The organism is Neolewinella aquimaris (assembly GCF_014197245.1).
Classification (GTDB): domain Bacteria; phylum Bacteroidota; class Bacteroidia; order Chitinophagales; family Saprospiraceae; genus Neolewinella; species Neolewinella aquimaris.
Genome location: NZ_JACIFF010000008.1, coordinates 1 through 22,725 on the forward strand (window position 1 = coordinate 1; position 22,725 = coordinate 22,725).

Sequence of the window (22,725 nt, forward strand, 5' to 3'; positions counted from 1 at the left end):
GGTTTACCCAACGCGCCTTATTCACGACCCAGCCGTTCGAGGATTTTTCAGGTATATACGGACGATTAGCCGAGCTCTTTGGCGTACAATTGGTCTGATTACGTGTACACCTTACCTGGGGAACTGCTGCCTACAATTAAGCCCGTCACTTCTTTAGCCTGGAAGTCAGGTCCGTAAATGATGCTTTTATTTAGATTAAGCTGAAGGTCATAGGCGGTGACCCACTCGTTGACCGCAGCGATGTCACCGAACCGAATCGGTGTTTCCTTGCTGCTAAAGGTCATATCGTCGGCGTAGCGGGTGTATGGTCAACGAAGCAGGTTGGCCCGACTAGGGTGCTATAATGACCGGTGAACAAGACTTGCAGGTTCTAGCCGTAGATCGGCAAACTGCCTTGCTTTAGGAACAATAGAGGTGGGATACATTGCATGGCCTATTAAACGAGGTCGCGCTTTTTCACTAGCGAGTACTTGGGCAGTGGCCTATCACACATACTGATCAAAAAGTCATTTTTAGGAGCAAGTTGGGAATTCTGGGATAAAAAATTCCATGTAAAATTGTCGGTATCTGCATTTACCGCAAACATGGCATTGTTTATCAGGGCGCAGAAAAACTTAGTTTCAAAGAATGAGGAATGCCTCAAGTCCGCTTCAGATAGGTTTGTATATTCTAAGATTGCATAATCTAAGTTGACCTTTACAAAGTTCGCACCTCTGAAGTCTTGATCAGACATATCTAAATGAGATAGATCGATTTCATGACTCTCAATTGTTCTGGATCTCCAATACCTTTGCTTTACTGCCAGTCCAATTAGTTCACTTAAAGACCATTTATAATACTGCCCTTCGTCAACATCATTTCTATTCAAAATCGATCGATCTGTATATCCAACTAGTTCTCCCGCTACCAGAAGGTACGGAATAAGGCAGTTCAAGCCTCTTTCCATAGGCGAAGGAACTTCACTCAAACTGCGATCAATATCATATACAAAATGACTACTCTGTATTTCGGCAAGGATAAAAGTGCAGAAACTTTGGAATTTTCGCTTACGCTCGTTTGGATATTTATCATTTTCACTTTGATCGAGCCATAGCCTGAGATCGGTACTAATTTGAAACATGGTAGCCTCTGGCGGTACATCAAGACCGAAAATTCTATTCCATTCGCCAGAAATAGGCTGTTCTATTAATAATTCAACCTTTTTAAATAAGTACTTAGCGAGGAAAGCACTGTAAGCAGCTTCGTGGTAGAACGTCAGCTTCCCACCATCATCAGCATCAAAATAGAATGCAATTTGAAGAAAACTTCTTTTGTCCTCAGCCCAAACGGTGCCGTCAACGAATTTTTCAAGCGGCACACACGGATACTTAACAAGATCAATACCTTCACCACTTTTGTACTGTATGCCAGCTAATTCCTCCATTATTTCGGTAAAATCATGTCGGCTTCCTTCCCTAGCGAACAGGGATTTTAGCGCTGGAATCCTTCGCTCGGAAGCCCTCCACCTTGACCTGTATATGGTATCCAATATTTCTTCGTAGTAACTGATTCCACTATACAGACTTGGTTGCTGCTCACCAAACCGTTTAGCTAGATAAAGTGTGAAAGCTTTGATAAGATAGTAGGGATGCTTTGCAAAATCTGCTACTAGGGGACTTTCTTTGAAAAACCTTAATAAGTCTGCATGAATTGACGCATATTCATCTAACGTAGGATTTTTGGGCAATTCGAGGCTGTTTACCTCTCGACGTAAATCACTGTGTTGTAAATTTTGTTGAGGAGGTAGCTGCACATAATTCAGGACTTTATTTATTATGGCTTCCCTTTGTTCATCACCCAGGTCAGCCAGCCTCACGACAATAACCTTTTTCGTTCTCGCGCAGATATTATCTAAGTTCAGCAACCCACTCCTAATTGTAACTATCATTCGAGATTTAGCAGGAACATTTTTTAGCAGAGACAGTAATAGACTTTCAACAGTATCTTTTATGTTATCATTGTCGCCTCGCTCTAAGGAGATCTCATCAAGACCGTCACAAACTATTAGTGATCTATCCAAACTCTTCGGAATATATATAGAAGAACTGTTTCTTTCCTCCTGAAAAATTGTTTGAACTGAAATAATAAAATTTTTTCCCTTATTTCCATTTTCACGATTATTTATAATATCACCCAATTCTATCCGGTCTGGATCAGCTGCAATATCGGCGTACAAAATTTCATGTAAGCCTGGATATTCAATATTCCAGCGAGCTTGAACAAAAGTTGAAGCAAAATGCTTGCAAAATGTAGATTTCCCCTGGCCAGGCTTCCCCTCAACGATACACATTTTAATATCTTTCAAATCCGGGTGCCCTGAAAGCCAGGTATTTATGAAGGCGGTCAGATTATTGCTAACGATGGCTGAACTGCTTTCGGACGAGGAAAGATATGCGGCAGGAATCCACTTAGAACTGCCCCCCAAATCTCTTAGCAGAATTTGCGAGACAGATTCTTTAAATATTTCAAACTCTGGTTCAATATAGAAGTCACTAGTATTTGCCTTCAGAATTGCTATTTGCCCCCTAAACACAGAAAATTGATCCCGAGGTAGGGATCGAATCAAACTGTAATATTCATCCTTGCCCTCTGCTAATCCTGCTACTTTCCTAGCAGGACTTTCAAGGTATTCGGATAGCTTAGATAACGTATCTGTGTTACCCCTCATGAAATCCAGCCAATAATATGGCACCCAAGTACTTAAAGACGTTTGGACTTGCTCACGATCGTATTCACTATTTGAAGAGATGCGTTTACTACATATTTTAATCAAATTAATGACAATGGGCTCATTTGAGAAATTGTCCGGATTGAATGAATTGATGGATATTTCATTTGCTTGATGCTCAAAAAAGCGCGAAAGCTCGTCAGCAAGCGTTAAATCAAAGTTCTCATTGGCCGCCCAAACCACCTGTAGATTTAAGCTGGAAGTCTTGACCCGTAAAGCAATCAATACGGCTCCCAAAATGCTTTCTTGAAGTGCTTCGGCAGGATCGCTTATAGTTAGGTAGCGCAGTTTTAACTTGGCAGCAAGGGTTTCGGCCAATTTAGCAGTTTCTGCTACCGCTTTTATACCAGCGCACAGTTCCAAAATCATCATCTCAAAATAATTTTATTTAGATAGGCTAACTTTAGCTAAAGAATTCTGCAGATTTTTATATTGAAAACTGCTGCACACCTCCCCAAAACCAAAACTGTGGCAGCGGCCGAGGCCGAGGCCGTAGGGGGGGAGGAAATTGGCTTCGGCCACTGCGTCGAAAGCGATGAACTTATTGTTGTGCCACTGGATGCGCTTTACTCTATCCTGCCGCAGCACTCTTGCTACGATGCGCATGCGGTCGGCAGTCGCAATACCGGCGGCTTCCGCCAGAGCCCTCAGGTGCCCGGTAAGGCAGCGGTCCAATACAAACCGACGGGCTACTTCGTTGCCTTCCTGTTTTTTCCAGTCCAGGTAGTTTTCTTTGTTCAGGGCCATCCATTGGTACAAGCCGAAGGGTTGCGGCGTACGCGTAATTTCCGGATCCCAATTTTTCATTTCAAGCCGGTAATCAGCTGTATGGTGGGGCGTGCCGGCTATCGTGAGGGTGTCCGGCAAGACGGGCAACAGGTGGCGTATCACGGCATCCGCCCCGCTCCCCATTCCGACGATGCACCCGCGACCCCGCCGCACCGCAAACCTGATCATGGGATAGGTATTGGAATATTTGGTGACTCCGGCTTCACTATTGTCGTGACCGTGGAAAAGGTGATGCCCCAATCCCACGACTTCCACGATGGATGCCCGGAATGCCCGTATATCTGATGGATGCAGGGGGAAATTGAATGTCAGGGTGGTAAGTTGCATGGCATAGAGGAGCTTAGAAAAGGGGAATAAATTTGTTAGTCTCGAGGATGATTTCTCTGACATTCGGCGGCCGGCCGTTCACCTGCTTGATAATCACTTCGCCCCAGTCTCCTACCTTAGGTACATCGGGGAAAAAGTATCCGAAACTCAGTGGATGATCCCAATCGGCAACGTGTAGCTTTACCGTGAGCTGGCGATTTTCCACCGATAATATCCGTGCGGGAAACTTTCGCCCGCGCTTAAGCTGTCTGAGTTCCGCCGGTTCGGGCGGCGTATAGCCGGAAGTCGCCGCCTGCCGTGGGGAAACTGTAGTGGTAGGCGACACTATCGCCGTTGCAGCCTCATTTTGCGGGGACGCAGGAGCAACGTCCTTCGTTAAAGGCCGTGTATCCCGGAAGCGGCCGTAACCGACATTGGTTTTAGCGCCGGCCCCGTGGTCCAACAGTAAGCGGTAACAAAGTTGCTCGAGTTGCTCCGCGCTCAGCAAATACTTCGGTGTACCGTCCGCGTTTTTCTCCTTCGCGTATTTCGCGCAAAAGGTGAAAGTAAAGGTGACCCCCGGCATAACCTTGAGTAGTTGAATTGGATTCGGTTCCGACATGTGTCTGGGAATCAAACTGGTCTCCTTCGTATGCGGTGTGATGAAGTCCGGTCCCATCAGGTTTGCCGGACGCGTCTTCCCGTCGCGATCTCTCTTTGACTCTATACCCGTTACTACGGCGTCGTGACAGATAAAGCGGTTCGTGACGGGGATTTTTTCGTTGTTGGAATCAGTCCCCTCAAAAATTTCGGCTTCCACATTATCAATGAAAGCATCGGTTATTTGATCTACAGGCAGTCCGCAGGCGAGCAGAACCTCCCTCATATACGCACGCTTGTATGCAACGAGCGGTTCCAGTGATGCGGCGGTTCGATCCTTTTGTGCAATTCGACGGAGGTCGAGTCGGGGAAACGCGCTACGCAGTACTCCCTTTACCGAAGAGCCGGGTATCGTAGGCAGACCGGTAGTGTGATCGAAGTAGAACCCGATCTTCGTGGCCCCCTTAGCGGCAATTTCGTGGGCGTATCCGGTCCCCACCAATAGTCCAGGATATTCCGTTATCAACGGAATCGTAAAATATCCCGGCAGTTGGGAAAGCTCCCTGTAAGCGGTGACTACGGAGTATTCATTCAGGCGAAAGCCATAAATTGGCTTATGCTTTCTAGCAAAAAATACTTCGTCTGATTCCTTGTTGTCCCGTTTTGATTCCCAGAATCCATCAAAGTAGTTGCGGTAGAAGCTCAGCCCTAAATTTGCGGTACTCATACTTACTCTAATTTGAAGGTGCGGATGGCGAGCTTTACGGCGACAGCGGCATCAAGCAGGTGGGTTCTGAGCTCGCTGATATCTCGCTCCCTCTTCGAAATAGCGATGGCTGCTTCGAACACCAGTTTGTCCGTGCGATCGCTCGTGATTCGTTCGTATTGACTAGCCTGTAGGACATGTTTTACAGTGGGGCTCAGGCTGCTGGCATCGCTACACACCACGGCGTGCAGGATGTTGAGCAGAGCGCGGGGATTTTCCTGCTTGCCAGCATTTCCCCGACCGGCATTGGTGGCTTCGGCGGCGCCCGCTTGTGCATCGTCGTGTTCGACCGGCGTCCGTGCCGCTAATTTTTCCTTCCGGTTTTCCACCTTTTTGTCGGCAAACACAGCAAGCGTCGGCAACAGTCCCATTTGCATAACCGAGGCACCGAAGGAAGAAATATAACCCTGGTATTCTTTCTGAATTGGCTCCCCTCTAGGCGATAGTTCTGCTTTGACTGCGGCGTACGCCTGCGGCAATAGTTTATTTATCCGGTCTTTCATAAACCTATAGTTTGATCCATTTGCAAAGTCCCTGCCCGACCGTGGCATTGCCGCCAATCTGTACCAAGTGGTTATGGCTGGCCAGTCCCGCTTCCAGTAAATCTTGCTCCTCGACCATTGCCGTGACGGGACAGTAAAAGCGTGTTTCCCGCGGCACTATTTCCTCGTACCAGAGGTTTACACTGATGCCGTTATTTAAGCTGTTGCGGGCGACGGTCGGTAGCTCCTTCGCCAGTCGCTGAAAATCGTCTACGTGGAGTACCGCCAGACGCTTGCCGAATATCGACTCCAACGCCGTTTCGTCCTCGAGAGCACTCGATGCTTGGTGCCCCTGGTGTTCTTCGAGTTGGACCTTTCCCCGGTCCTCACCGAAGTATTTTGGTTCCCCCTTGCGAACCGATCTTCCCATTTCGGCGATTTGCCGAAGCCCCTCCATACCTTCAGGAGTCACACCATGAAGCTCACAGTCGTCGAGCATTTCCTGTACCAAGGGAGGGGTAGTGGCCAGATAGTAGAGGTCGCGATCACTCCTGATCGGAAGAGCGATCAGCTTGGCTTCGTAAAAGATGTAATTCCCCTGAGCGGGCTGTCTGGCAGCAGTTGGCTTACCCGTTGGGTTGGGCTGTTCTGCTCCGGCTTCGTCGTTGTGTTCGCCCGCAAGGGCCTCGACTTGCGCCTTACCGTCCGCCCCACCCCCGAAAATAGTAAGGACGTTGGCACTGTTGGCATTACCGCTTTCAAATAGCTCCCGCAGACTCCCCTTTATGCTGGAGGCAAATATGGTTGGCAAATCCGTTACCGAATCGCGCTGTACGTGTTTATCGATGATTCCGAAGTTGGCATCTCCCGCCCCCGGGTGGAGGTTGGTGAGCGCACGGAGGAGGTAAATTTGGGTATGTTTCATAGCGCAGTGCAATAATTGTAGCCAATTTGATGAAAGGCAGTTTCGGATTCAATGAGATATTTAAGCTCGGTGACCTTATCAGCAGGCAGGAGGATGATACCGCCGCGTTCGAGCAAGGTGAAGCGGCGACTCTGACTTCGGCCCTTAGAATCGTAGGTCCCCTGCTTCCGCGCCTTATCGTACCGGTGATTGACCAAAAAGAAATTCCGGGTTTTCCCTAGTTCAGTAGTAAAGAATCGAAAGGGGCGGGTTTTAGCCACCACGAATCCACCAAGTTTCTCTATTGTCTCCTTTGCGATGTAAGTATCACTAAGTAATAATACCCGGGACATACCCTGCGGAACTTCTGGAATTGACTTATGGTACTGGGGAGCGACAAACAGTCCGTCCAAACTACCTTCCTTTACCTCGAATACGGTCATTTTGAATGTGGATTTCTCACCTCCCATATTCACGACGGTATCCGATAGCGGCCGGTAGTTCTGGACGTCCGAATCATCAACCTCAACCCGTAGAATGAAATGGTATCTCGGGCCCGAGTTCAGATCATTCGCTGCGTTGGCATATGCACTCACTCCATTGCGAGCGAACGTCTGTCGGAACATACCTTCCTGGTTGAATTCCTCCTCGGTCTGCCCCGGCCGGGGAGCCCTCCAACGTTGTCGGTTGGTAACCTTTATCCCAACCTGACTGGTCGATGTGAAAAAATCCTCAAGACTTTTCTTAGATGTACCCGAGGCAAATTGAGTGGATAAATCGTGCTTTGGATCGAAATTTTCTAACGTGTAGCCACCCTTACCACTGCCGGTCTCGGTTTCGGTCCCTTTCCACCGCAATGGATCACCGTCCCTGCCCACCTCATCATCAAGGGGGTGTGGTTGCCAACGGTTACCGGCTTCGTCTCCAATCAGTAGCGGAGAAAGTCCCCGAATTACTCCGAATGAATTCGGAGTTCTTGCCGCGTCAAATCCGACATCTCCGACCAATTCAGTGGCGCGGTTCCGTTGCTCCGCAGAGGCGCTGGGTGGCAGCAATGCATTGTTTCGCGTAAGCACTTCCTGCCGTAGCATGCCCAGCAGAGAGGTTTGTTGGGGAAGATCAGCCGTGCGTACCAAATAGCTTCGGCGCCGGGGGTCCGCAGTTCCGTCGCCTCCAAACACTACCTCTCGACCGAAGAAGAATTTTCCTATCGGCTCCAGTTTGATCTCAAGTATCCTACTACTCATCGTCGCTACTCTTTTGGGTGGTCATAAAGTCCATCAGCCGCAGTAAGGCATAAAAATTGTCTGTCACGCTGATCTCTTCGACCTGCCCGTAATCATCGTCAATCACTCCAGAGGAAGAGAAACAGAGTCGTGCAAAACGGCTTACGGCAGTACGCTGCGCTTCATACCGCTTATGGACGGGCTCATTGAAGAAATTTTCCACGAGGTGGAAAAAGCTGTCCGCTGGCTCGGGTGGTCCTTCAGCCGGTTGAGGCTCCAAATCGGCTGCGCCTCTTGCAAAGGCAAGGCTTTCGGCGCTTTGTTCGGCCAAGCTAATGTTGACCAATTCTTCTAAATCTCTCAACTTGAATATGAAAGACGAAAGGAAATCGACTGCTTCATTGCGATTAGTTCCGCCAATTTTCCGCAGCTCTTTCACGAGGCTATTTAAGCCCTCCAGTAGGTCGTTATCCATGACCCCCTCGAAGTAACTTCCACTGTGCTTAAGCAAACGGAATCCGACGCTGTTCTTCTTGCCACTATGTTGCCACTTCAGCAACTTTGCCCGGTAGAAAAGCTGGCGGTAGCTCTCGTCGCGGGCCTCGAATAAAGGAAACTTGTAATACGTCAGGGTAATTCCGAATGAAATGGTCGTCTTCGGATAATGCGCGGTAACCGTTCTTCCGAAAATCTCCCGGAGCTGCGCAATCAGGTCGAACACGGTGTTTTTGACTGCTGCCTCGCCAGATTCATTTGCCGGCATGTAGGAGGCTACGGGTGCAAACAGTACCAGATCGTCCCCTCCGATGTATACCGGCTTGCCACCATAGGCATTGATCTGTTGGGTAGCAGCGGCGGCGAAGTCGGCCAACCGTTCGGAAAATTGGGTGATCTTTTGGGTTTCATTACCCAAGGATTTGATTGCTTCGCCGATACTATCACCGTCCGCATGCAGAATGCAGAAGTATTTATGGTATGGTTGCGCCTTTTTTCGCAGCGGATTGGGGGTACCGAACAACAGTTCGTAGAACTTTTGAATTGCCTGGTCGGTGTCCCTTCTTAGGTCAATCTTCAGTTCGCTGCTGTCTTCCGAGGTGGTTTCATTATAGTCCTGCTCGTTTAACCCCGCTACGGCGGTTTGTTGCAGCATTCGGTAAGTCTGCTCATCACGGCGAAATAATTCGACGGTGGCGATCTCGCTCGTACTGGGAAATCTTTCTATTTTTCCTACCGAGTCGGTTATCCTGGCATATGCGCTGGTATCCGAGGCCCTCAGCCCCTGCCTTGCCAGTCTGCTCCGGTAGGGATGATTGAGCAAGTGTAAAAGTGGGTTCGCCGCTGGTTCGGATGCAAAATAGCTGGGTTGCAGCTCTAGGGTATCCAAGCGGTCATTTAAATACTTGAGCAGATTCCCGCCTGCTTCTGCAGTAGAAGCCGGAACGGTGAAAAAAGCTACCCGGAGATAGCGTTCCCAAAACTTCTCTCTCTGAACTTCCACCTGGAAGGCCTGCTCGTCATTGGGATAGCCATCCGGTGTGCCGTACGCTCGACACTGCCGCTCCACCCTCCTCAAGGCGGTAGCAATTGTCTTCTCCACAAAATCCGTTGGTGTATCTACCAATGCAGCATACAGGCGATCGGGGTAAACACCAGCTCCGTACAGTTCCGGAAACCGCTTTAGATCAGGGGGAATGGGTGCCAGTACGGTGCGGTTGGCTCCCGGATCGTGAACCAAATCAACCAATTGTTCCATCAGAAAGGAGAAGAGATAACTGGCCGTCCAGAGCTCTCGGGTCTTGCGTGCCTGCTGGATCGTATCGTAAATCGGACCGATGGAAACGGCCAGATAATATGTGGTGGGCTCACTGGTCATTATACTTCGGGTATTGGCTTGTGAGTTGGGAGTAGATATCGCTTAAGAGACGGACTTTCCAGCCAACCCTACGGTCGTACCGGCCTACGTGGTCGGCTACGGACCGCTCGCGGAAAAACTTCGCCGCATAGTCCAGATACTTCGTGATAGAGAACTCGGGAGGGGTCTTCATCCGTATCGCCTTACTACCCGCCGACACGGTAAACTCCACATTGGTCATTTTCTTCTCCACACTGGTGATTTTCTTCTCAACATTGGTCATTTTCTTCTCTTTACTAGTCATTTTCTTCTCCTTACTGGTCATTTCCTCCTCCTTACCTAATTCGGGGATAAGGTAGATCCGGTACCGATTTCCACCCGGCAACAGCACGGGTTTAATGGTCAGGGGAGATGGATAGCGGTTGAGATCCTGGTTCGGCGGATCTTTCTTTACGGTGGCTTTGTACGACATCCATGATGTAGAGGTAGCAAGTCCCATCATATCGCGGTACAGATAGGGCGTTCCGGAATTGTACTGCACCGTACCCTTTGGATCACTTCGCTTCCTTTCAACTTCCTGGAACTTTCGATCGTGGAGGAACAACTCGCGACGCATTTCGCGCTTATCCCATTGGTGTTTTTGCTCTATTGCAAACTTGAATAGCAGCGACTTAAAGTACATCAGGTCCGTAGCTCCCCGATCGGCTTTTTCGTTCAGCCCACTCCGAAGCGTCCGGTAGAACACGTCTATGTATTCGAAAAGTCCTTTAAACTCAGCCTGTAAGTCGCCACGCGGCCGATCGAGTTCAAAACTGTAGTGTTTTCTCCCATCTGGCAGGACATCGCTACCCGTTGCGTCAATAACCGTAAAACTCCCGAAGCCTTTCGTCTTGCGGGTCATGAAATTATTGGTTGCCACGAAAGTTGGAAAATGCTTGTTGATTTGCTCCCTCAGTTCCGGAATAAGGCAGTCAATAACTACACGCACGGGCTTCTTTGTAAAGGAGAAAAATTTTACATCATCGCTGCCGGGCTCTGTCCCCGTATTTGCAAAAAAGGCAGGATAGGGCCTGAATCTTTTTCTATTGGTATCAACCTCGTTGATGTCAAACCACTGAACATCCTGTGCTACAATTCTCATGCGGTAATTGAAGGCCATTGCCTTGTTGTCCTGGCGTGCAAAGCCTACCAGCCAGTGAGGTGGGATAGCGTTTGTACCCAGTTGCTGCGCCAAGTAGCGATCGAATCTCGGTTTCACCTCCGTCGCACGTAGGAAGGCCCCCGGCTGTTGTGCGTGGAAGTGGATTAGGGGGGTGTGTTGAAAAAGCTGGAAGGATTGTCGAGGCATAGTGTCAACTGTTGTAGGTATCGAAGATGAGGCACGAAAACCAGGGTAATAGAAGCAATCCGACAAATACTAGCAGATAAAACCACGCCCTTCCAGAATGTATTATGAGGAAGAGGGCTTCTGATTGTGAAGTGATAGTATGATCGCCGTAACTATCGCCGGGAGTCTTGACTACTGATGGTGCATTGCTGTCCTCAATTTCGATATTGAGCTTTTTGTTAGCATATAACCTTGACGCGTTCCAAAAAAGGTCATATGTCATAATACCGGAAATACATGCGGCTAAAAACGCAACGAGGTAGCCCCAAATACCTACTTCAGAAAAACAGACTTCAAAGAAGCTCAAACTATAAGCAGCGAATATGACGCTTGGGGCTAGAAATAAGGCACCTAATAGTGTCAGTAGGTTCCACTTTTGCTGGTTAGCTTCATCACGCGCAGACTTAGCCTTCGCATCGTTTACTTCTTTTATCCTTTCATCGTTAGCACGAACTTTCTCAGTTCTCTCCAAGACGCGTTCTATATTTAAAAGGTGGCGATCAGTTTCTTGCTGTACGTAATTCTGTAGCCGTTCAATTTCCTCCTGCAAAGCATGCACTTGACCTGGTACTCGTGCCTGAGTCTGTAACATATCGTACAATTCAATACCTTGTTGCTGAGGAGTGACCTCACGGAAATATATGCGATTAATAAAGCGGATGTATCTTCGATTAAGCCGACGAGCTAGATCGGCCTGCGTAAGTTCTGTCTCACTTTGTATTTTAGCATCTAAGCCATCTAACTGCGTAATGTGAGTGATATCGTCGCTAAATCTTTGAATTGAAGCTCGTTGCAACAATACCAATTCCGTAAGTCGGTAGTATATAGTTTGAAAGTGAGTTACTAAAAAAGCATCTTTATTTTCGCGAAGCTTCGGCAGCGAGTCTGTAAGTAAAACAAAGCTATATTCGCTAACTCCGTATAGGGTTTGCAGCCCCGTCCATCGATTGTATGTAGCCTTTTTTACTACTTCCGCTTGAAATTGCTCATTCTGCACAGTGCGCATACTATTGCCGTCGACAAATACGTAGCGATACCACCAGTCGTTAGTAATATAGTTCTGTTGGCTCGACCCGGTAGTAAGGTGTGTTGCTAATGAATCATTCCCGTACCAACACATTACAAACATGCGATCGTCTAGGACAGGTTTGATGTCATAGCCGTTCTCTAGCATACCAATCAGTGGTATCAGCATTTCAGGCATCCGAAATAGATAGTAATTATTTCTATCTTTTAATTGTCCCTCAATCCCACCAGCCCAATTTTCAATCCAGGAGTGATAATTTCGACTTAGTAAAGATGGCCTCATTTGTTCAAGGTCAACAGCCTCCGCCTCTGTAAGACCCAAGTCAAGACCTATACAATAAGCTAGTTCTATGCCACCTGGAGGATAGGTGGTCGAATCTACAGCTGTAAAAGCAGATTGAAAACCAACTTCGTCGGGTGGGATTGGGTAGAAATTTGGGAACACTCTTCGACCAAACTGATTGATGGCCAGTATATCCTTGGGGTGTTTTTGGTCGGGCTCACGGTTGTTGAGGTGAAAACTCAGTATTCCAACTCCTGAATAGAACATATGCAACAAAACGCTATCAACCTCCAAAATATACGTCTTCCGCCCAGGTTTATGTGGGTTCGGTGCTGTGATTGCGTATGTTCCTGTTCCTGGAGCAATATCAAAGCTATAGTGTGCAATGAATAGATCTTCCGCTCGAGAGTCCTTTGTTACTGGTTCGGTTTGGTAGAGCACTTCAGCAACATAATCGTAGAAGTAGTGGTACTCATTGTAGTCGGTGATTCGTTGTTGACTAAATGGGCGTTGCAGCCATCTTGAATTCTCAAGGCTCGCCTTACATTGTTTTACCAACTGCGCAAAATCCTCTATGTCATATGCACTGCTACCCTCTTTTTGCCATTTGAATGGCAACAAAAAAACATGATGGCTAATCAGTTCCCGCCGCGTAGCAGTTTTTTCCTTACCCATTTCAACGTAGCTTTTTAAAACAAGCCCTCCCCCCCAGCGCATCCCCCAACGCATTATGCCGCACCAGCCCCCCCTCTGCTACCTTAGCCGCTCCGGGTGACCCTACCAGATCCGCCCGCCCATCCCCGGTCCCCGTTGCACCTGCGTCCCCGCCGTAGGCGAAAGCGAAGCGATCCGTGTCGATGTCATATCCCTTGACTTCGAAGAGGGTCGCCAGGTCCCGCACCATATAGTGGACGTGCCTGGGCAGTTGTAGCGCTCCCCCGAAGAGTTCGCAGAACAGCACCCAGTCGTAGGCCGGTACGTCGGCCCACATTTCGATGGTTTCGAAGGAGGCGAGGTAGTCACGTAAAGCGGCTACGATGACAGAGGTATCTTCAACGAGGTAGGTACCGGGCCCTAACGTTTCCAATTGAGCTTCCGTGAGCTCCAGGTGGGGAACTACGTGAGATTGGTGCCATTCAGTAAGACCCCCTTTATCTACGTCGTCGAATACGGCGTAAAACCAGGGGCCTTCATTTGGGACCAGAGCAAGGGATATCAACCGGGCGTGTTGGTGCAAGCCGGTAAATTCCGTATCGAGGAATAACTGGGACAATGGGTTGTTCGTGTGTATGTAAGCAATCAGAAAATCGGTTTTTACCGATCCTCATAAGCCAATATATTGCCATTGTACGATATTGCCGAACGCTTGAGCAAATATTTGTCAAATAATTGCCCTTGTTTACGGCTACCAATTGTTATCACACGGTTTACCTCATTTCCATATCACCGTGACGGCTACTTACTCCCCCGACTTCACCTTATCCCACCACGCTCCCCCCGCAACTCCTCCTCCAACGTCGGCTCCAGCACCAGCCGCACCGCCCGATTATAGGTAATATAATTCCCAACCCAGCTCAGAAACGTGAAGAGACGGTTGCGAAAACCGATGAGGTAGAAGATATGAACGAAGGCCCAGACGAACCACGCGGGTATGCCGTTAAAGTGCAGCCCCTTCGGCAGATCGGCAACGGCACGGTTGCGGCCGATAATGGCCAGATTACCCTTGTCAAAGTACTTGAAAGGCTTGGTTTCCTTACCGCGGACCAATGCATTAAAATTACCGGCCAGCCGCTTGCCCATTTGTATGGCGACCTGCGCCACGCCGGGATGCCCCTGTGGCCACTCTTCATTGGATAAATACGCGACATCACCGAGAGCATAGATGTTCTCGTAGCCCTGCACACGCATATGTGCGTCAATGACGTAATGGGCGCGGCTGATGCTCTCAGACTTCAGTCCCTGGATCACCTCGCCCGTTACCCCGGCACCCCAAATGACGGTGCTGCTGGCGATGGTCGTACCGTCCTTAAAGGTGGCCACCCGCCCGTCGTAGTCGGTCATCAGGAGGCCGAACCGGAGCTCGATGTCCATATCGTGGAGGTTGCGCCGGGCATCTTCGCTCGATTTGTCGGAAAAGGCGGCAAGCAGCTGATCTCCCCCCTCCACCAGGATAAACCGAAGCTGTTCCATCGGCGTATCCGGATAGTCGTGGACCAGTACGTGGCGACGCAGTTCGGAAAGGGCCCCGGCCAGCTCCACGCCCGACGGTCCGCCGCCAACGATGATAAAGGTCATCAGACGGGCGCGTTCGACGGGGTCGTCGGTGAGGTCGGCCCGCTCTAGGGTCTGAAAAATGTGGTTACGTAGGTTGCGGGCGTCGGGCACCGTTTTCAGCGGCAGGCTGTGCGCCTCGATGTTGGTGTTCCCGAAAAAATTGGCGCGGGTACCGGTAGCTAACACGAGGTGGTCGTACTGGATGGCTCCGGCTCCGGTACTCACCTCCCGCCGGATGGGATCAATGCCGTACACCTGCAGCATCCGAAAGTGGAAATCCCGCTTGCCCCGAAAAGATTTTCGCAGGGGGCCGCAGATATCCGGGGCCTCCAGACCGGCCGTAGCCACCTGGTACAGCAGCGGCGCGAAAGTGTGGTAGTTGTGCCGGTCGAGCAACACGACCTGATAGCGGTCCGTATCGAGTTTGTGGACGAAATTCAGGCCGGCAAATCCTCCGCCGATCACGACTATCCGGGGCTTCCCGGCGGGTGCCGGTAGATTAAGTGCGTGCATACATGGCACAACAAGCGGGCGGGGCCGCAGGTGCAGTGTAATTCCAATTAAGCAATGCGCACGCCGCCACGGACCACCTCAGCAAGTTGCGGAAGCCAGTCGGCATCACGCTCCAACCCATTGCCCACTACGATCATATCGGCACCGGCGTTCAGGGACTGGCGGGCACGCTCCGGCGTACGGATGCCGCCACCCACCACGAGGGGAAGCACCACTTCGGCGCGGACGGCACGGATGGTACGGGCATCGACGGGATTGAGCGCGCCACTGCCGGCATCGAGATAGATGAGACGCAAACCCAGCTGTTCCCCGGCCAGGGCGGTGGCGGCGGCAATAGCTGGCTTATCGGCGGGAATGGGCGTCGTGCCGCTCATGTAAGACACGGAGGTCGGCTTACCCCCGTCGATCAGGATATAACCGGTGGGGATGGTCGTCAGCCCCATCTGCTTGATCCGCCCCGCCACGGTGACGTGGTGACCGATCAGCAACTCGGGATTGCGGCCGGAAATAAGGGAAAGTAGCAGGAGGGCGTCCGCATGCTCGTCCAGTTGGTATACCGAACCGGGGAAGAGCAATACGGGTACTTCCGTGATTGCCTTCAGTAGGCGCAGGTAGTAGGAGGATTCGACTTCATTGACCAGGCTCCCTCCCCAGAGAAAATAGTCGATCATTCCCTCGTTGGCGTAGCGACCGAGCGCTTCGAGGTTTTCCCGCGAGGCCTTGTCGGGGTCGACGAGAACGGCCAGGAGTTTGCGGCCCTGGCTGCGGGCCCGGGATAGTGCGGGAAGGATCATGGGCTAAAGGTAGGGGTACCCGCAAAATAAGTCTATCCGCGTGGGGCCCCGGTCACCAAAAACAAAAATAGCCTTCCCGCGGAACGGAAAAGCTATTTTCTTGGTAGTGCCCAGAACAGGAGTCGAACCTGCACGTCCGCAATGGACACCAGCCCCTCAAGCTGGCGTGTCTACCAATTTCACCACCTGGGCAAGGGGTGTCGCTAGAAGCGGACGCAAAAGTAAGTCGCACCCGTGGAATCTGCAATTTTAAATCGTCAATTTTAAATTGAAGGCCCTGCTCCTGCGTCCCCGCTCAAAACTTTTTGTTCGCTGACAAATTAATGTAGGTACAACAATTCTCCCCATGAAACTGATTGAAAGCCTGAAGTGGCGCTACGCCACGAAACGATTTGACGACAGCCGTCGCATCAGCACCGAAGACCTCGGAACATTGATGGAGGCCACTAACCTCGCCGCCTCCAGCTTCGGCCTGCAGCCCTACCGCGTCCTGGTGGTCGAAGACCCCGCCGTAAAGGAACAACTGCGTGAGGCGAGCTACAACCAGCCCCAATTGACGGAATGCTCCCACGTGTTTGTCTTTGCCGCCAAACGGGACATGTCGCCCGAATACATTGACTCCTACGTCGACCGCGTAGCGGAAGTCCGCAACGTACCCCGCGAAAACCTGGACGGTTACGCCGAATACATGAAGGGCTCAGTCGCCGGCAAGGACCTGGAAAGCGTAACCACCTGGAACCAGCGTCAGGCCTACATCGGTCTCGGTACCCTCCTGGCCGCTGCCGCCGAAATGGGCATCGACACCTGCCCGATGGAAGGCTTCGACGTCGCCGCCTACGACCGCATCCTCGGCCTCGAAGCTCAGGGACTCACTGCCACGGTGATCGCCCCGGCCGGCTACCGCTCCCCCGAAGACGCCACCCAGGACCACACCAAGGTGCGCTTCCCGGTAGAGGAGATGTTTACGACGGTGTAAATTTCAAATGTGAAATATTAAATTTAAAATTGGTCGAGCGCTTCCGTCGGCTAGGTAAAGGTATCAACCCCTACTCGGCGGACGAGCCTCGTACCTCGGTCGGCCGACGAGTCTGCCCAGTCGGCAAACGAGTCCCGATAGCTATCAGGGCGAACTGAGCCGCAAATTGAATATTGTACATGGTAAACTGTAAATGGTAAATCCTGTCCCCCTACTCGGCGGACGAGCCTCGTGCCTCGGTCGGCCGACGAGTTAATCCTCGTAGAAATTAATCTCCCGCTCGCCCCCCGCCTTCAGATAGCCGCGGTACATACCCGGCGTATTAAAGGGCATAGCGACATTTCCCATCGCATCCAGCGCGATCAGGCCGCCGGTGCCGCCCTTATTGACCAGCGTTTGGTGGATGACGGCATCGGCGGCTTCCTGTAGACTGGCCCCACCGTAGGCCATTCGCGCGTGAACGTCGTAGGCTACGGCGTAACGAATGAAGTACTCTCCCCACCCCGTGCAACTGACCCCACAGGTCGCGTTGTCTGCATAGGTGCCGGCGCCGATGATGGGACTGTCGCCCAGGCGGTTGTAGCGCTTGTTGGTCATTCCCCCGGTGCTGGTGCCGGCAGCGATGTTGCCGTGCTTATCGAGGGCGACGCAGCCGACCGTACCGTGTTTCTTGTCCACATCGACCTGTTCCTGTTCTACCTTCTCTCCATCCAGCGCGCGTTGCAGAGCATCGTAACGCTCCTGGGTAAAGAAGTACTTCGGATCCACGACTTCCAGCCCCTGTTCGGCGGCGAAGTCGTTGGCTCCTTTTCCCGAAAGCAAGACGTGCTCCGATTTCTCCATCACCGCACGGGCGGCACTGATGGGGTGCTTGATGGTGGTAAGTCCACCGACGGCACCGGCGTTCTGGTCCTCACCGGTCATGAAACTGGCGTCGAGTTCGTTGATGCCGGCATTGGTGAAGACGGCACCGCGGCCGGAGTTGAAGTAGGGGCTGTCCTCCAGCACCCAGATCGTTTGCTCCACCGCGTCGGCACTGCTTCCGCCCGCCTTTAGTACGGCCTCACCGGCATCCATCGCTGCGTTCATCGCTTCGGTGATGGCGGCAGCCCGTTCGTCCGACATATTCTCCTTGAGGATGGTACCCGCTCCCCCGTGAATTACGAGGGCGTAATCGGGTCGGTCTTCCGTAGCCTGCCTGTTGTCCGGCCGGGATTGGGCGTTCAGGGTGGTCGAGCCGCTATCCTGGCAGGCGACGACGGAGATACCAACTAGGAATAGTAACGTAAGGCGAAATATGAGGTACATGTTAGGGACGATTGATTCGTCGCTAAAGGTAAGCCACCGATGTATTCCACTCTATCCTATTCAAACGTAAAGGCGATGCAGTACTCATCTTGCGTATAGTACGTCCGGCAGTCTCCCGTTTTAAGCTGTACGGTATCGATGGAGATGGTGAAGCCCCGGTACTGCACGACATCCACGATACCTAGTGAGTCGGAGATGGTGACGTCGGCCACCCTTAGTGTCGTGTCGCCGTCCGTTAGCGTAGCCTGGAGGTAACCCGCCCAGATGCACTGTACGTCGCACGGACACCGGTTGTCGTTCACCCGGACCAATTCAAGTCGACTATCGTCGGGAAGGATAAGCTGTTCCCCCAACCCAATCCCCCCGGCCGGGCAATCGAGACGAAAATCATCCTCACCACAGGCCAGAACCAAAAACGACAGGAAAACCAGTAAGTAGCGCATAGGTCAGTCATTTGCCCATCAGACGCAAAATTCACCTCCAACGTTGGCGACCAACTTATCAACCTGATTACTCATCGACTAATCAGTCATGCGCATGTCGTTGCTTCAATGCATCCTCCCGCAACCTGCGCAGGAAGGGGCTGGCGAAAATGAAGTCCTGCAGCACCTCTTTCTCACTCTCGAGTACCTGGGTCTTGTCTCCCTGCCAGACCAGGTGGCCGTCCTTGAGGAGTACGATGTTGTCGCCGATGCCCATCACGGAGTTCATATCGTGGGTGTTGATGACGGTGGTGATGTTGTTCCTATTGGTCAGGTCACAGATCAACTCATCGATGAGGATACTGGTCTTAGGGTCGAGGCCGGAGTTGGGCTCGTCGCAGAAGAGGTACTTCGGTTCGAGGACCATGGCACGGGCGATGCCGACGCGCTTCTGCATCCCTCCCGAGACTTCCGAGGGAAAGCGGTCGTTGATGCCTTCCATGTTCACCATTTCGAGGCACTCGTCTACGCGCTTGGTCTTTTCTTTCAGCGTCTTTTTCGTAAACATATCCATGGGAAAGCGGATGTTCTCGCCGACCGTCATGGAGTCGAAGAGGGCATTGCCCTGAAAGAGCATACCGACCTTCATGCGGACTTCCCGTATGGCATCGTCGTCGAGGGAAAACAGGTCGACGTCGTCGTAAAATACCTTTCCGGTCGTGGGCGTAAAGAGGCCGACCAGTAGTTTGAGCAACACGGTCTTACCGGCACCCGAGCTGCCGATGATGAGGTTGGGCTTGCCGTCGTAAAACTCGGTCGTGATACCCTTGAGTACCTCGTTTTCTCCAAACGACTTCGTAATGTCTTGGGTGCGGATCATGAAGGGCGGATTAGGTGAGCAGCAGGGCGATGAGGAAGTCGAAAACGAGGATGAGCACGTCACTCACCACCACCGCGTTGGTGCTGGCCTCACCAAGTTCGATGCTTCCCCCCTTGACGTAATATCCCATGTAGCAGCTTACCGAGGTAAGGAGGAAGGCGAAGACGGCCGCCTTCACGAACATCATGAAGACGTAGCGGGGAACGAAGAACGACCGCAGCCCCAGCACGTATTCCGTATGCGAAATCGTTCCGGGCAGTACGGTACTGATGTAACCACCGATGATGCTCACGAAGGCCGAAATAGCCACCAGCATGGGAATCACCACCACGGCGGCCAGGACTTTCGGCATGATGAGATAAGCAGCCGTATTGACGCCCATGATCTCCATGGCGTCGATGTGTTCTTTCTGCCGCATCCCCCCGATCTCGGCCGCGATGTTGGACCCCACCTTACCGGCCAGTACCAGACAGGTGATCGTAGGCGCCATCTCAATGATGGTAATGTCGCGGACGATGTACCCGATGTAGTAGGACGGCACGAAGCTATCCCCCAGCTGATCGGCAAATTGAACGGCCGTAACCATCCCGATGAAGACCGAAATGAGCAACACGATAAAAACGGAACCCACGCCAATGGCATCCATCTGCCGAATCGTCTCCTTATAGTACATGGAAAACTTCTCCGGCCGGGCAACGGTCGAACGCATCAAGGTCACGTAACGACCTAAATTATAGAGCATGTTGTCAATGACCATGTACGCGGGGTGGGGTTCGAGGTGTAACGCCGGCTACGGGCGATAGGTTTGGGTCAGTTGGCGGGTTGCCACTCGAGGGCGCCGGCGTCGGGGCGGTCGGTGTCGCGGTCGTTCCCCTCGAGGTCCAGGGGCAGTGCCGGCAAAAACACCCCCAGGTCGCGGGCCACGCTCAGGCTGTCGGGCCGGTAGTCGTCCTCGCTGATCGAGACGAAAAGCGGATCAGCCGACTGGTAATTGTAGCAGCCGGTGCAGCTAGTGGAATAAAAGTCGCTGAAGATGCCGTCGTTGCTCCGTAGAAAATCGTCGTCGGTACGCACCACCGAGTTGGTGATCTCGACGTCGAAGAAGTCGGGCTGATCGCCACTGAACCCATCGGCAAACAACAACTGCCCGCTGCGTGCACCGACGACGATGCTGTTGCGCACCCGGGCGGTGAGCGGAGCGGCGAGGCAGACGTCGTTGTCGTCACAACTGAAGTTGAGCAGGGCCAGCGCTACGGCGTCGGTACCGTAATTGGCCAGGGTGCAGTGCTCGAGGGTGAGGCTGCCTCCCTTCAAAAACTGGACGGTATTGCCGAAGTTGGAATGGAACAGGCTGTTGCGGGCCGTGACCGTCGACTGGTACGTGCTGATGGCGGCACCGGAGCTGTTGGCAATGATGGAGCTTTCAATGGTCACTTCGGCCAGGCTATCGGCGGTAATTCCCACGATCGAGTTGTAGATGCGGGTGTGCTCGATCCGGTTGCCGGTACTCTCCGGACCGAAGATAAGCCCGCGGTATCCCCCCCGGCTTTCCCCGTAAGCCTCCTCTAGTCGGTCGGTGGCCAGAACAACCGGCTCCTCCTGCGTACCGAGCAGGTGCAGGCGGCCGGCGGGCAGGGTGTAGATGAAGCCGTCATTAAAAATTCCGCTGCCCCCCAGGTTTTCGTTGCGTTGGATGCCCCCGTAAAAGTAAATGCGCGTACCGGCCAGTGCCTGCACCGTACAACTGTCGATGAACATGGACCCGTAGATGACGGTCGGCAAATCCACGGGCAGGGTAAAGGTGCCCCCCTGGCAAATGGGCTGAAAAAAACTGCCGCGGTTGAAACCATTCAGGTAGTTGGCGTTCTGACCGAAGGCCTGCAGCACGACCTCCTCCCGGCGGCTGCCGGTCTCGAAGATCAGCCGGTCTTCGGCAATAAATGGACTCACCTCCTCCGGTGCCGTCGGGTCCACCTCCGCTTCCACGAATACGTAAATGCTGTCGCGCCCCCAGATCACCACGTCGCGGGCTTCGGGGCCCAGTTCGCCGTCGATGTTGAAAGTGAAGTGTACTCCGGTCATTCCGGCTACGGTAATGCGGTCGATCTTGATCGGGTCGGCGGCATCGTTGTACAACTTGAAGACCTGGGTCGCACTGCCCCGGGCGGTGAAAACGGTATCGAAACTCAGGGTATCCACACCGACCCGCAGTTGCACGGCATCACCGGTGACAAAATCACGGTCAACTTCGCAGGCCGCAAAGAATACAAGCAACAGGCCGAGGAACAGGAGAGTGCGCATATACGGTAGTGAGAACAAAGCTAAAGAACTGGTTTGGTGCGGAGGGTATTGCATTCCGGGTCGTGCGGATTGCCCCCGCTATCCCACCACCGTTCCCGGCCACTCTCCCTTCAGAATATCCTGTAGGATGCCCGGCCGCCGCCCGTTGCCGATCATGACGGGAATGCCCGCCCGGGCGGTTTCCGCAGCGATGCGCAGCTTCGTGGCCATGCCCCCCCGGCCACCGCTGGTTTTGCGGGCTTGTACGAAGTTGGCCACTGCCCGGTCCTGTGAATCGACGCGGGCGATAAGTTTACTTTTCGACGATTCCGGCGGACCGTCGTAAAGTCCCTCCACACTGCTGAGTATCACGAGCGCCTCGGCGTCGACCATGCGTGCGACCAGTCCGGCGAGTTCGTCGTTGTCGGTAAACATGAGCTCGGTGACGGCCACCACGTCGTTCTCGTTCACTACGGGTACGATTTCATCCACGAGCAGGGCCCGGAAGCAGTTGAGCATATTGTCGTAGTGCAGGTCGTCGCGGAAGTCGCCCTTGGTGGCCAGCACCTGGGCGCACAGCAGTCCGTGGCCGGCAAACAACTGGCGGTACAACTCCATCAGCCTTACCTGCCCGATGGCCGAATACACCTGCCGCTGGGCCACGGCACCGTCGTCGGTACGCCCCGGGAGCAGTTCCTTTCCCGCGCCCACGGCACCGGAAGAAACGAGTACGAGTTCGACCCCCTCCCGTTTCAGCAGGGCGATCTGATCCACGAGGCTACTGATGCTGGTGATATCAACCCGCCCGTCTGCGCGCGTCAGGACGTTGGTACCTACCTTTATGACTATTCGCTGATACATCGCGCAAAGGTAGCTCGAAGCCCGTGGCT

The 22,725-nt window shown here is 52.4% G+C and carries 20 protein-coding genes and 1 tRNA gene; 1 reads left to right on the forward strand and 20 read right to left on the reverse strand.

The genetic code is table 11. The annotated features are described in order from the left end of the window. Window positions 1-98 precede the first annotated feature (98 nt). The 14 genes from GGR28_RS14560 to GGR28_RS14625 form a co-directional block, all read right to left on the reverse strand. On the reverse strand, window positions 99-284 hold the full coding sequence (locus GGR28_RS14560) for a hypothetical protein (protein WP_183496551.1): 186 nt from the start codon (window positions 282-284) through the stop codon (window positions 99-101). A gap of 152 nt (window positions 285-436) precedes the next feature. Further along, window positions 437-3,139, reverse strand: a complete 2,703-nt coding sequence (locus GGR28_RS14565) for an NACHT domain-containing protein (protein ID WP_183496552.1) — start codon at window positions 3,137-3,139, stop codon at window positions 437-439. 12 nt (window positions 3,140-3,151) lie between these two features. Continuing rightward, window positions 3,152-3,883 carry a CRISPR-associated endonuclease Cas6 gene (locus GGR28_RS14570; RefSeq protein WP_183496553.1) on the reverse strand — a complete coding sequence of 244 codons (732 nt, stop codon included), beginning with the start codon at window positions 3,881-3,883 and terminating at the stop codon, window positions 3,152-3,154. A 13-nt stretch (window positions 3,884-3,896) separates the two neighbouring features. Further along, the gene (cmr6, locus tag GGR28_RS14575) at window positions 3,897-5,189 is read right to left on the reverse strand and encodes a type III-B CRISPR module RAMP protein Cmr6 (protein WP_183496554.1); all 1,293 of its coding nucleotides are present in this window, start codon (window positions 5,187-5,189) and stop codon (window positions 3,897-3,899) included. A 2-nt stretch (window positions 5,190-5,191) separates the two neighbouring features. After that, complete coding sequence (locus tag GGR28_RS14580; protein WP_183496555.1) at window positions 5,192-5,731, reverse strand: type III-B CRISPR module-associated protein Cmr5; 540 nt, start codon at window positions 5,729-5,731, stop codon at window positions 5,192-5,194. 4 nt (window positions 5,732-5,735) lie between these two features. Next, window positions 5,736-6,635, reverse strand: coding sequence for a type III-B CRISPR module RAMP protein Cmr4 (gene cmr4, locus GGR28_RS14585; RefSeq protein ID WP_183496556.1), 900 nt, complete (start codon window positions 6,633-6,635; stop codon window positions 5,736-5,738). After that, window positions 6,632-7,861 (reverse strand): hypothetical protein, encoded by a 1,230-nt coding sequence (locus GGR28_RS14590; RefSeq protein WP_183496557.1) that lies wholly within the window; start codon window positions 7,859-7,861, stop codon window positions 6,632-6,634. The genes cmr4 and GGR28_RS14590 overlap by 4 nt, the downstream gene beginning before the upstream one ends. Next, window positions 7,854-9,713, reverse strand: coding sequence for a Cas10/Cmr2 second palm domain-containing protein (locus tag GGR28_RS14595; protein ID WP_183496558.1), 1,860 nt, complete (start codon window positions 9,711-9,713; stop codon window positions 7,854-7,856). The genes GGR28_RS14590 and GGR28_RS14595 overlap by 8 nt, the downstream gene beginning before the upstream one ends. Then, window positions 9,703-11,040, reverse strand: coding sequence for a hypothetical protein (locus GGR28_RS14600; protein ID WP_183496559.1), 1,338 nt, complete (start codon window positions 11,038-11,040; stop codon window positions 9,703-9,705). The genes GGR28_RS14595 and GGR28_RS14600 overlap by 11 nt, the downstream gene beginning before the upstream one ends. 4 nt (window positions 11,041-11,044) lie before the next feature. Beyond that, a complete protein-coding gene (locus GGR28_RS14605) occupies window positions 11,045-13,063 on the reverse strand; it encodes a hypothetical protein (RefSeq protein ID WP_183496560.1) in 2,019 nt (672 codons plus the stop codon). 1 nt (window position 13,064) lies between these two features. Further along, window positions 13,065-13,661: a 3'-5' exoribonuclease domain-containing protein gene (locus GGR28_RS14610; protein WP_183496561.1), complete on the reverse strand. Its 597-nt coding sequence runs from the start codon at window positions 13,659-13,661 to the stop codon at window positions 13,065-13,067. A gap of 200 nt (window positions 13,662-13,861) precedes the next feature. Beyond that, window positions 13,862-15,175: an NAD(P)/FAD-dependent oxidoreductase gene (locus GGR28_RS14615; protein ID WP_183496562.1), complete on the reverse strand. Its 1,314-nt coding sequence runs from the start codon at window positions 15,173-15,175 to the stop codon at window positions 13,862-13,864. 47 nt (window positions 15,176-15,222) lie between these two features. After that, complete coding sequence (locus GGR28_RS14620; RefSeq protein WP_183496563.1) at window positions 15,223-15,969, reverse strand: geranylgeranylglyceryl/heptaprenylglyceryl phosphate synthase; 747 nt, start codon at window positions 15,967-15,969, stop codon at window positions 15,223-15,225. A 107-nt stretch (window positions 15,970-16,076) separates the two neighbouring features. Further along, window positions 16,077-16,161: transfer RNA gene (locus GGR28_RS14625), tRNA-Leu, on the reverse strand. A 154-nt stretch (window positions 16,162-16,315) separates the two neighbouring features. On the opposite strand from GGR28_RS14625, the gene GGR28_RS14630 reads away from it, so the two are divergent. Continuing rightward, window positions 16,316-16,945 carry an NAD(P)H-dependent oxidoreductase gene (locus tag GGR28_RS14630; protein ID WP_183496564.1) on the forward strand — a complete coding sequence of 210 codons (630 nt, stop codon included), beginning with the start codon at window positions 16,316-16,318 and terminating at the stop codon, window positions 16,943-16,945. 252 nt (window positions 16,946-17,197) lie between these two features. Here the strand turns inward: GGR28_RS14630 and GGR28_RS14635 are convergent, their stop codons facing one another. From GGR28_RS14635 to proB, 6 genes are all read right to left on the reverse strand, one after another. Further along, window positions 17,198-18,253 carry an isoaspartyl peptidase/L-asparaginase family protein gene (locus GGR28_RS14635; protein ID WP_183496565.1) on the reverse strand — a complete coding sequence of 352 codons (1,056 nt, stop codon included), beginning with the start codon at window positions 18,251-18,253 and terminating at the stop codon, window positions 17,198-17,200. A 56-nt stretch (window positions 18,254-18,309) separates the two neighbouring features. Further along, on the reverse strand, window positions 18,310-18,696 hold the full coding sequence (locus GGR28_RS14640; protein ID WP_183496566.1) for a hypothetical protein: 387 nt from the start codon (window positions 18,694-18,696) through the stop codon (window positions 18,310-18,312). Window positions 18,697-18,778: 82 nt separating this feature from the next. Beyond that, window positions 18,779-19,555, reverse strand: a complete 777-nt coding sequence (locus GGR28_RS14645; protein WP_183496567.1) for an ABC transporter ATP-binding protein — start codon at window positions 19,553-19,555, stop codon at window positions 18,779-18,781. Between the two features lie 10 nt (window positions 19,556-19,565). Next, window positions 19,566-20,312, reverse strand: a complete 747-nt coding sequence (locus GGR28_RS14650; protein WP_246416756.1) for an MlaE family ABC transporter permease — start codon at window positions 20,310-20,312, stop codon at window positions 19,566-19,568. 53 nt (window positions 20,313-20,365) lie between these two features. Then, the gene (locus GGR28_RS14655) at window positions 20,366-21,856 is read right to left on the reverse strand and encodes a right-handed parallel beta-helix repeat-containing protein (RefSeq protein ID WP_183496568.1); all 1,491 of its coding nucleotides are present in this window, start codon (window positions 21,854-21,856) and stop codon (window positions 20,366-20,368) included. A gap of 78 nt (window positions 21,857-21,934) precedes the next feature. Next, entirely contained in the window at window positions 21,935-22,696 is a 762-nt protein-coding gene (proB, locus tag GGR28_RS14660) for a glutamate 5-kinase (RefSeq protein ID WP_183496569.1), read from the reverse strand. Between the last annotated feature and the right edge of the window lie 29 nt (window positions 22,697-22,725).

Excerpts from the sequence above, each read along its gene's own strand:
- GGR28_RS14560 (WP_183496551.1), bottom strand. The coding sequence starts at position 284 with ATGACCTTTAGCAGCAAGGAAACACCGATTCGGTTCGGTGACATCGCT.
- GGR28_RS14565 (WP_183496552.1), bottom strand. The coding sequence starts at position 3,139 with ATGATGATTTTGGAACTGTGCGCTGGTATAAAAGCGGTAGCAGAAACT.
- GGR28_RS14570 (WP_183496553.1), bottom strand. The coding sequence starts at position 3,883 with ATGCAACTTACCACCCTGACATTCAATTTCCCCCTGCATCCATCAGAT.
- cmr6 (WP_183496554.1), bottom strand. The coding sequence starts at position 5,189 with ATGAGTACCGCAAATTTAGGGCTGAGCTTCTACCGCAACTACTTTGAT.
- GGR28_RS14580 (WP_183496555.1), bottom strand. The coding sequence starts at position 5,731 with ATGAAAGACCGGATAAATAAACTATTGCCGCAGGCGTACGCCGCAGTC.
- cmr4 (WP_183496556.1), bottom strand. The coding sequence starts at position 6,635 with ATGAAACATACCCAAATTTACCTCCTCCGTGCGCTCACCAACCTCCAC.
- GGR28_RS14590 (WP_183496557.1), bottom strand. The coding sequence starts at position 7,861 with ATGAGTAGTAGGATACTTGAGATCAAACTGGAGCCGATAGGAAAATTC.
- GGR28_RS14595 (WP_183496558.1), bottom strand. The coding sequence starts at position 9,713 with ATGACCAGTGAGCCCACCACATATTATCTGGCCGTTTCCATCGGTCCG.
- GGR28_RS14600 (WP_183496559.1), bottom strand. The coding sequence starts at position 11,040 with ATGCCTCGACAATCCTTCCAGCTTTTTCAACACACCCCCCTAATCCAC.
- GGR28_RS14605 (WP_183496560.1), bottom strand. The coding sequence starts at position 13,063 with ATGGGTAAGGAAAAAACTGCTACGCGGCGGGAACTGATTAGCCATCAT.
- GGR28_RS14615 (WP_183496562.1), bottom strand. The coding sequence starts at position 15,175 with ATGCACGCACTTAATCTACCGGCACCCGCCGGGAAGCCCCGGATAGTC.
- GGR28_RS14620 (WP_183496563.1), bottom strand. The coding sequence starts at position 15,969 with ATGATCCTTCCCGCACTATCCCGGGCCCGCAGCCAGGGCCGCAAACTC.
- GGR28_RS14630 (WP_183496564.1), top strand. The coding sequence starts at position 16,316 with ATGAAACTGATTGAAAGCCTGAAGTGGCGCTACGCCACGAAACGATTT.
- GGR28_RS14635 (WP_183496565.1), bottom strand. The coding sequence starts at position 18,253 with ATGTACCTCATATTTCGCCTTACGTTACTATTCCTAGTTGGTATCTCC.
- GGR28_RS14640 (WP_183496566.1), bottom strand. The coding sequence starts at position 18,696 with ATGCGCTACTTACTGGTTTTCCTGTCGTTTTTGGTTCTGGCCTGTGGT.
- GGR28_RS14645 (WP_183496567.1), bottom strand. The coding sequence starts at position 19,555 with ATGATCCGCACCCAAGACATTACGAAGTCGTTTGGAGAAAACGAGGTA.
- GGR28_RS14650 (WP_246416756.1), bottom strand. The coding sequence starts at position 20,312 with ATGGTCATTGACAACATGCTCTATAATTTAGGTCGTTACGTGACCTTG.
- GGR28_RS14655 (WP_183496568.1), bottom strand. The coding sequence starts at position 21,856 with ATGCGCACTCTCCTGTTCCTCGGCCTGTTGCTTGTATTCTTTGCGGCC.
- proB (WP_183496569.1), bottom strand. The coding sequence starts at position 22,696 with ATGTATCAGCGAATAGTCATAAAGGTAGGTACCAACGTCCTGACGCGC.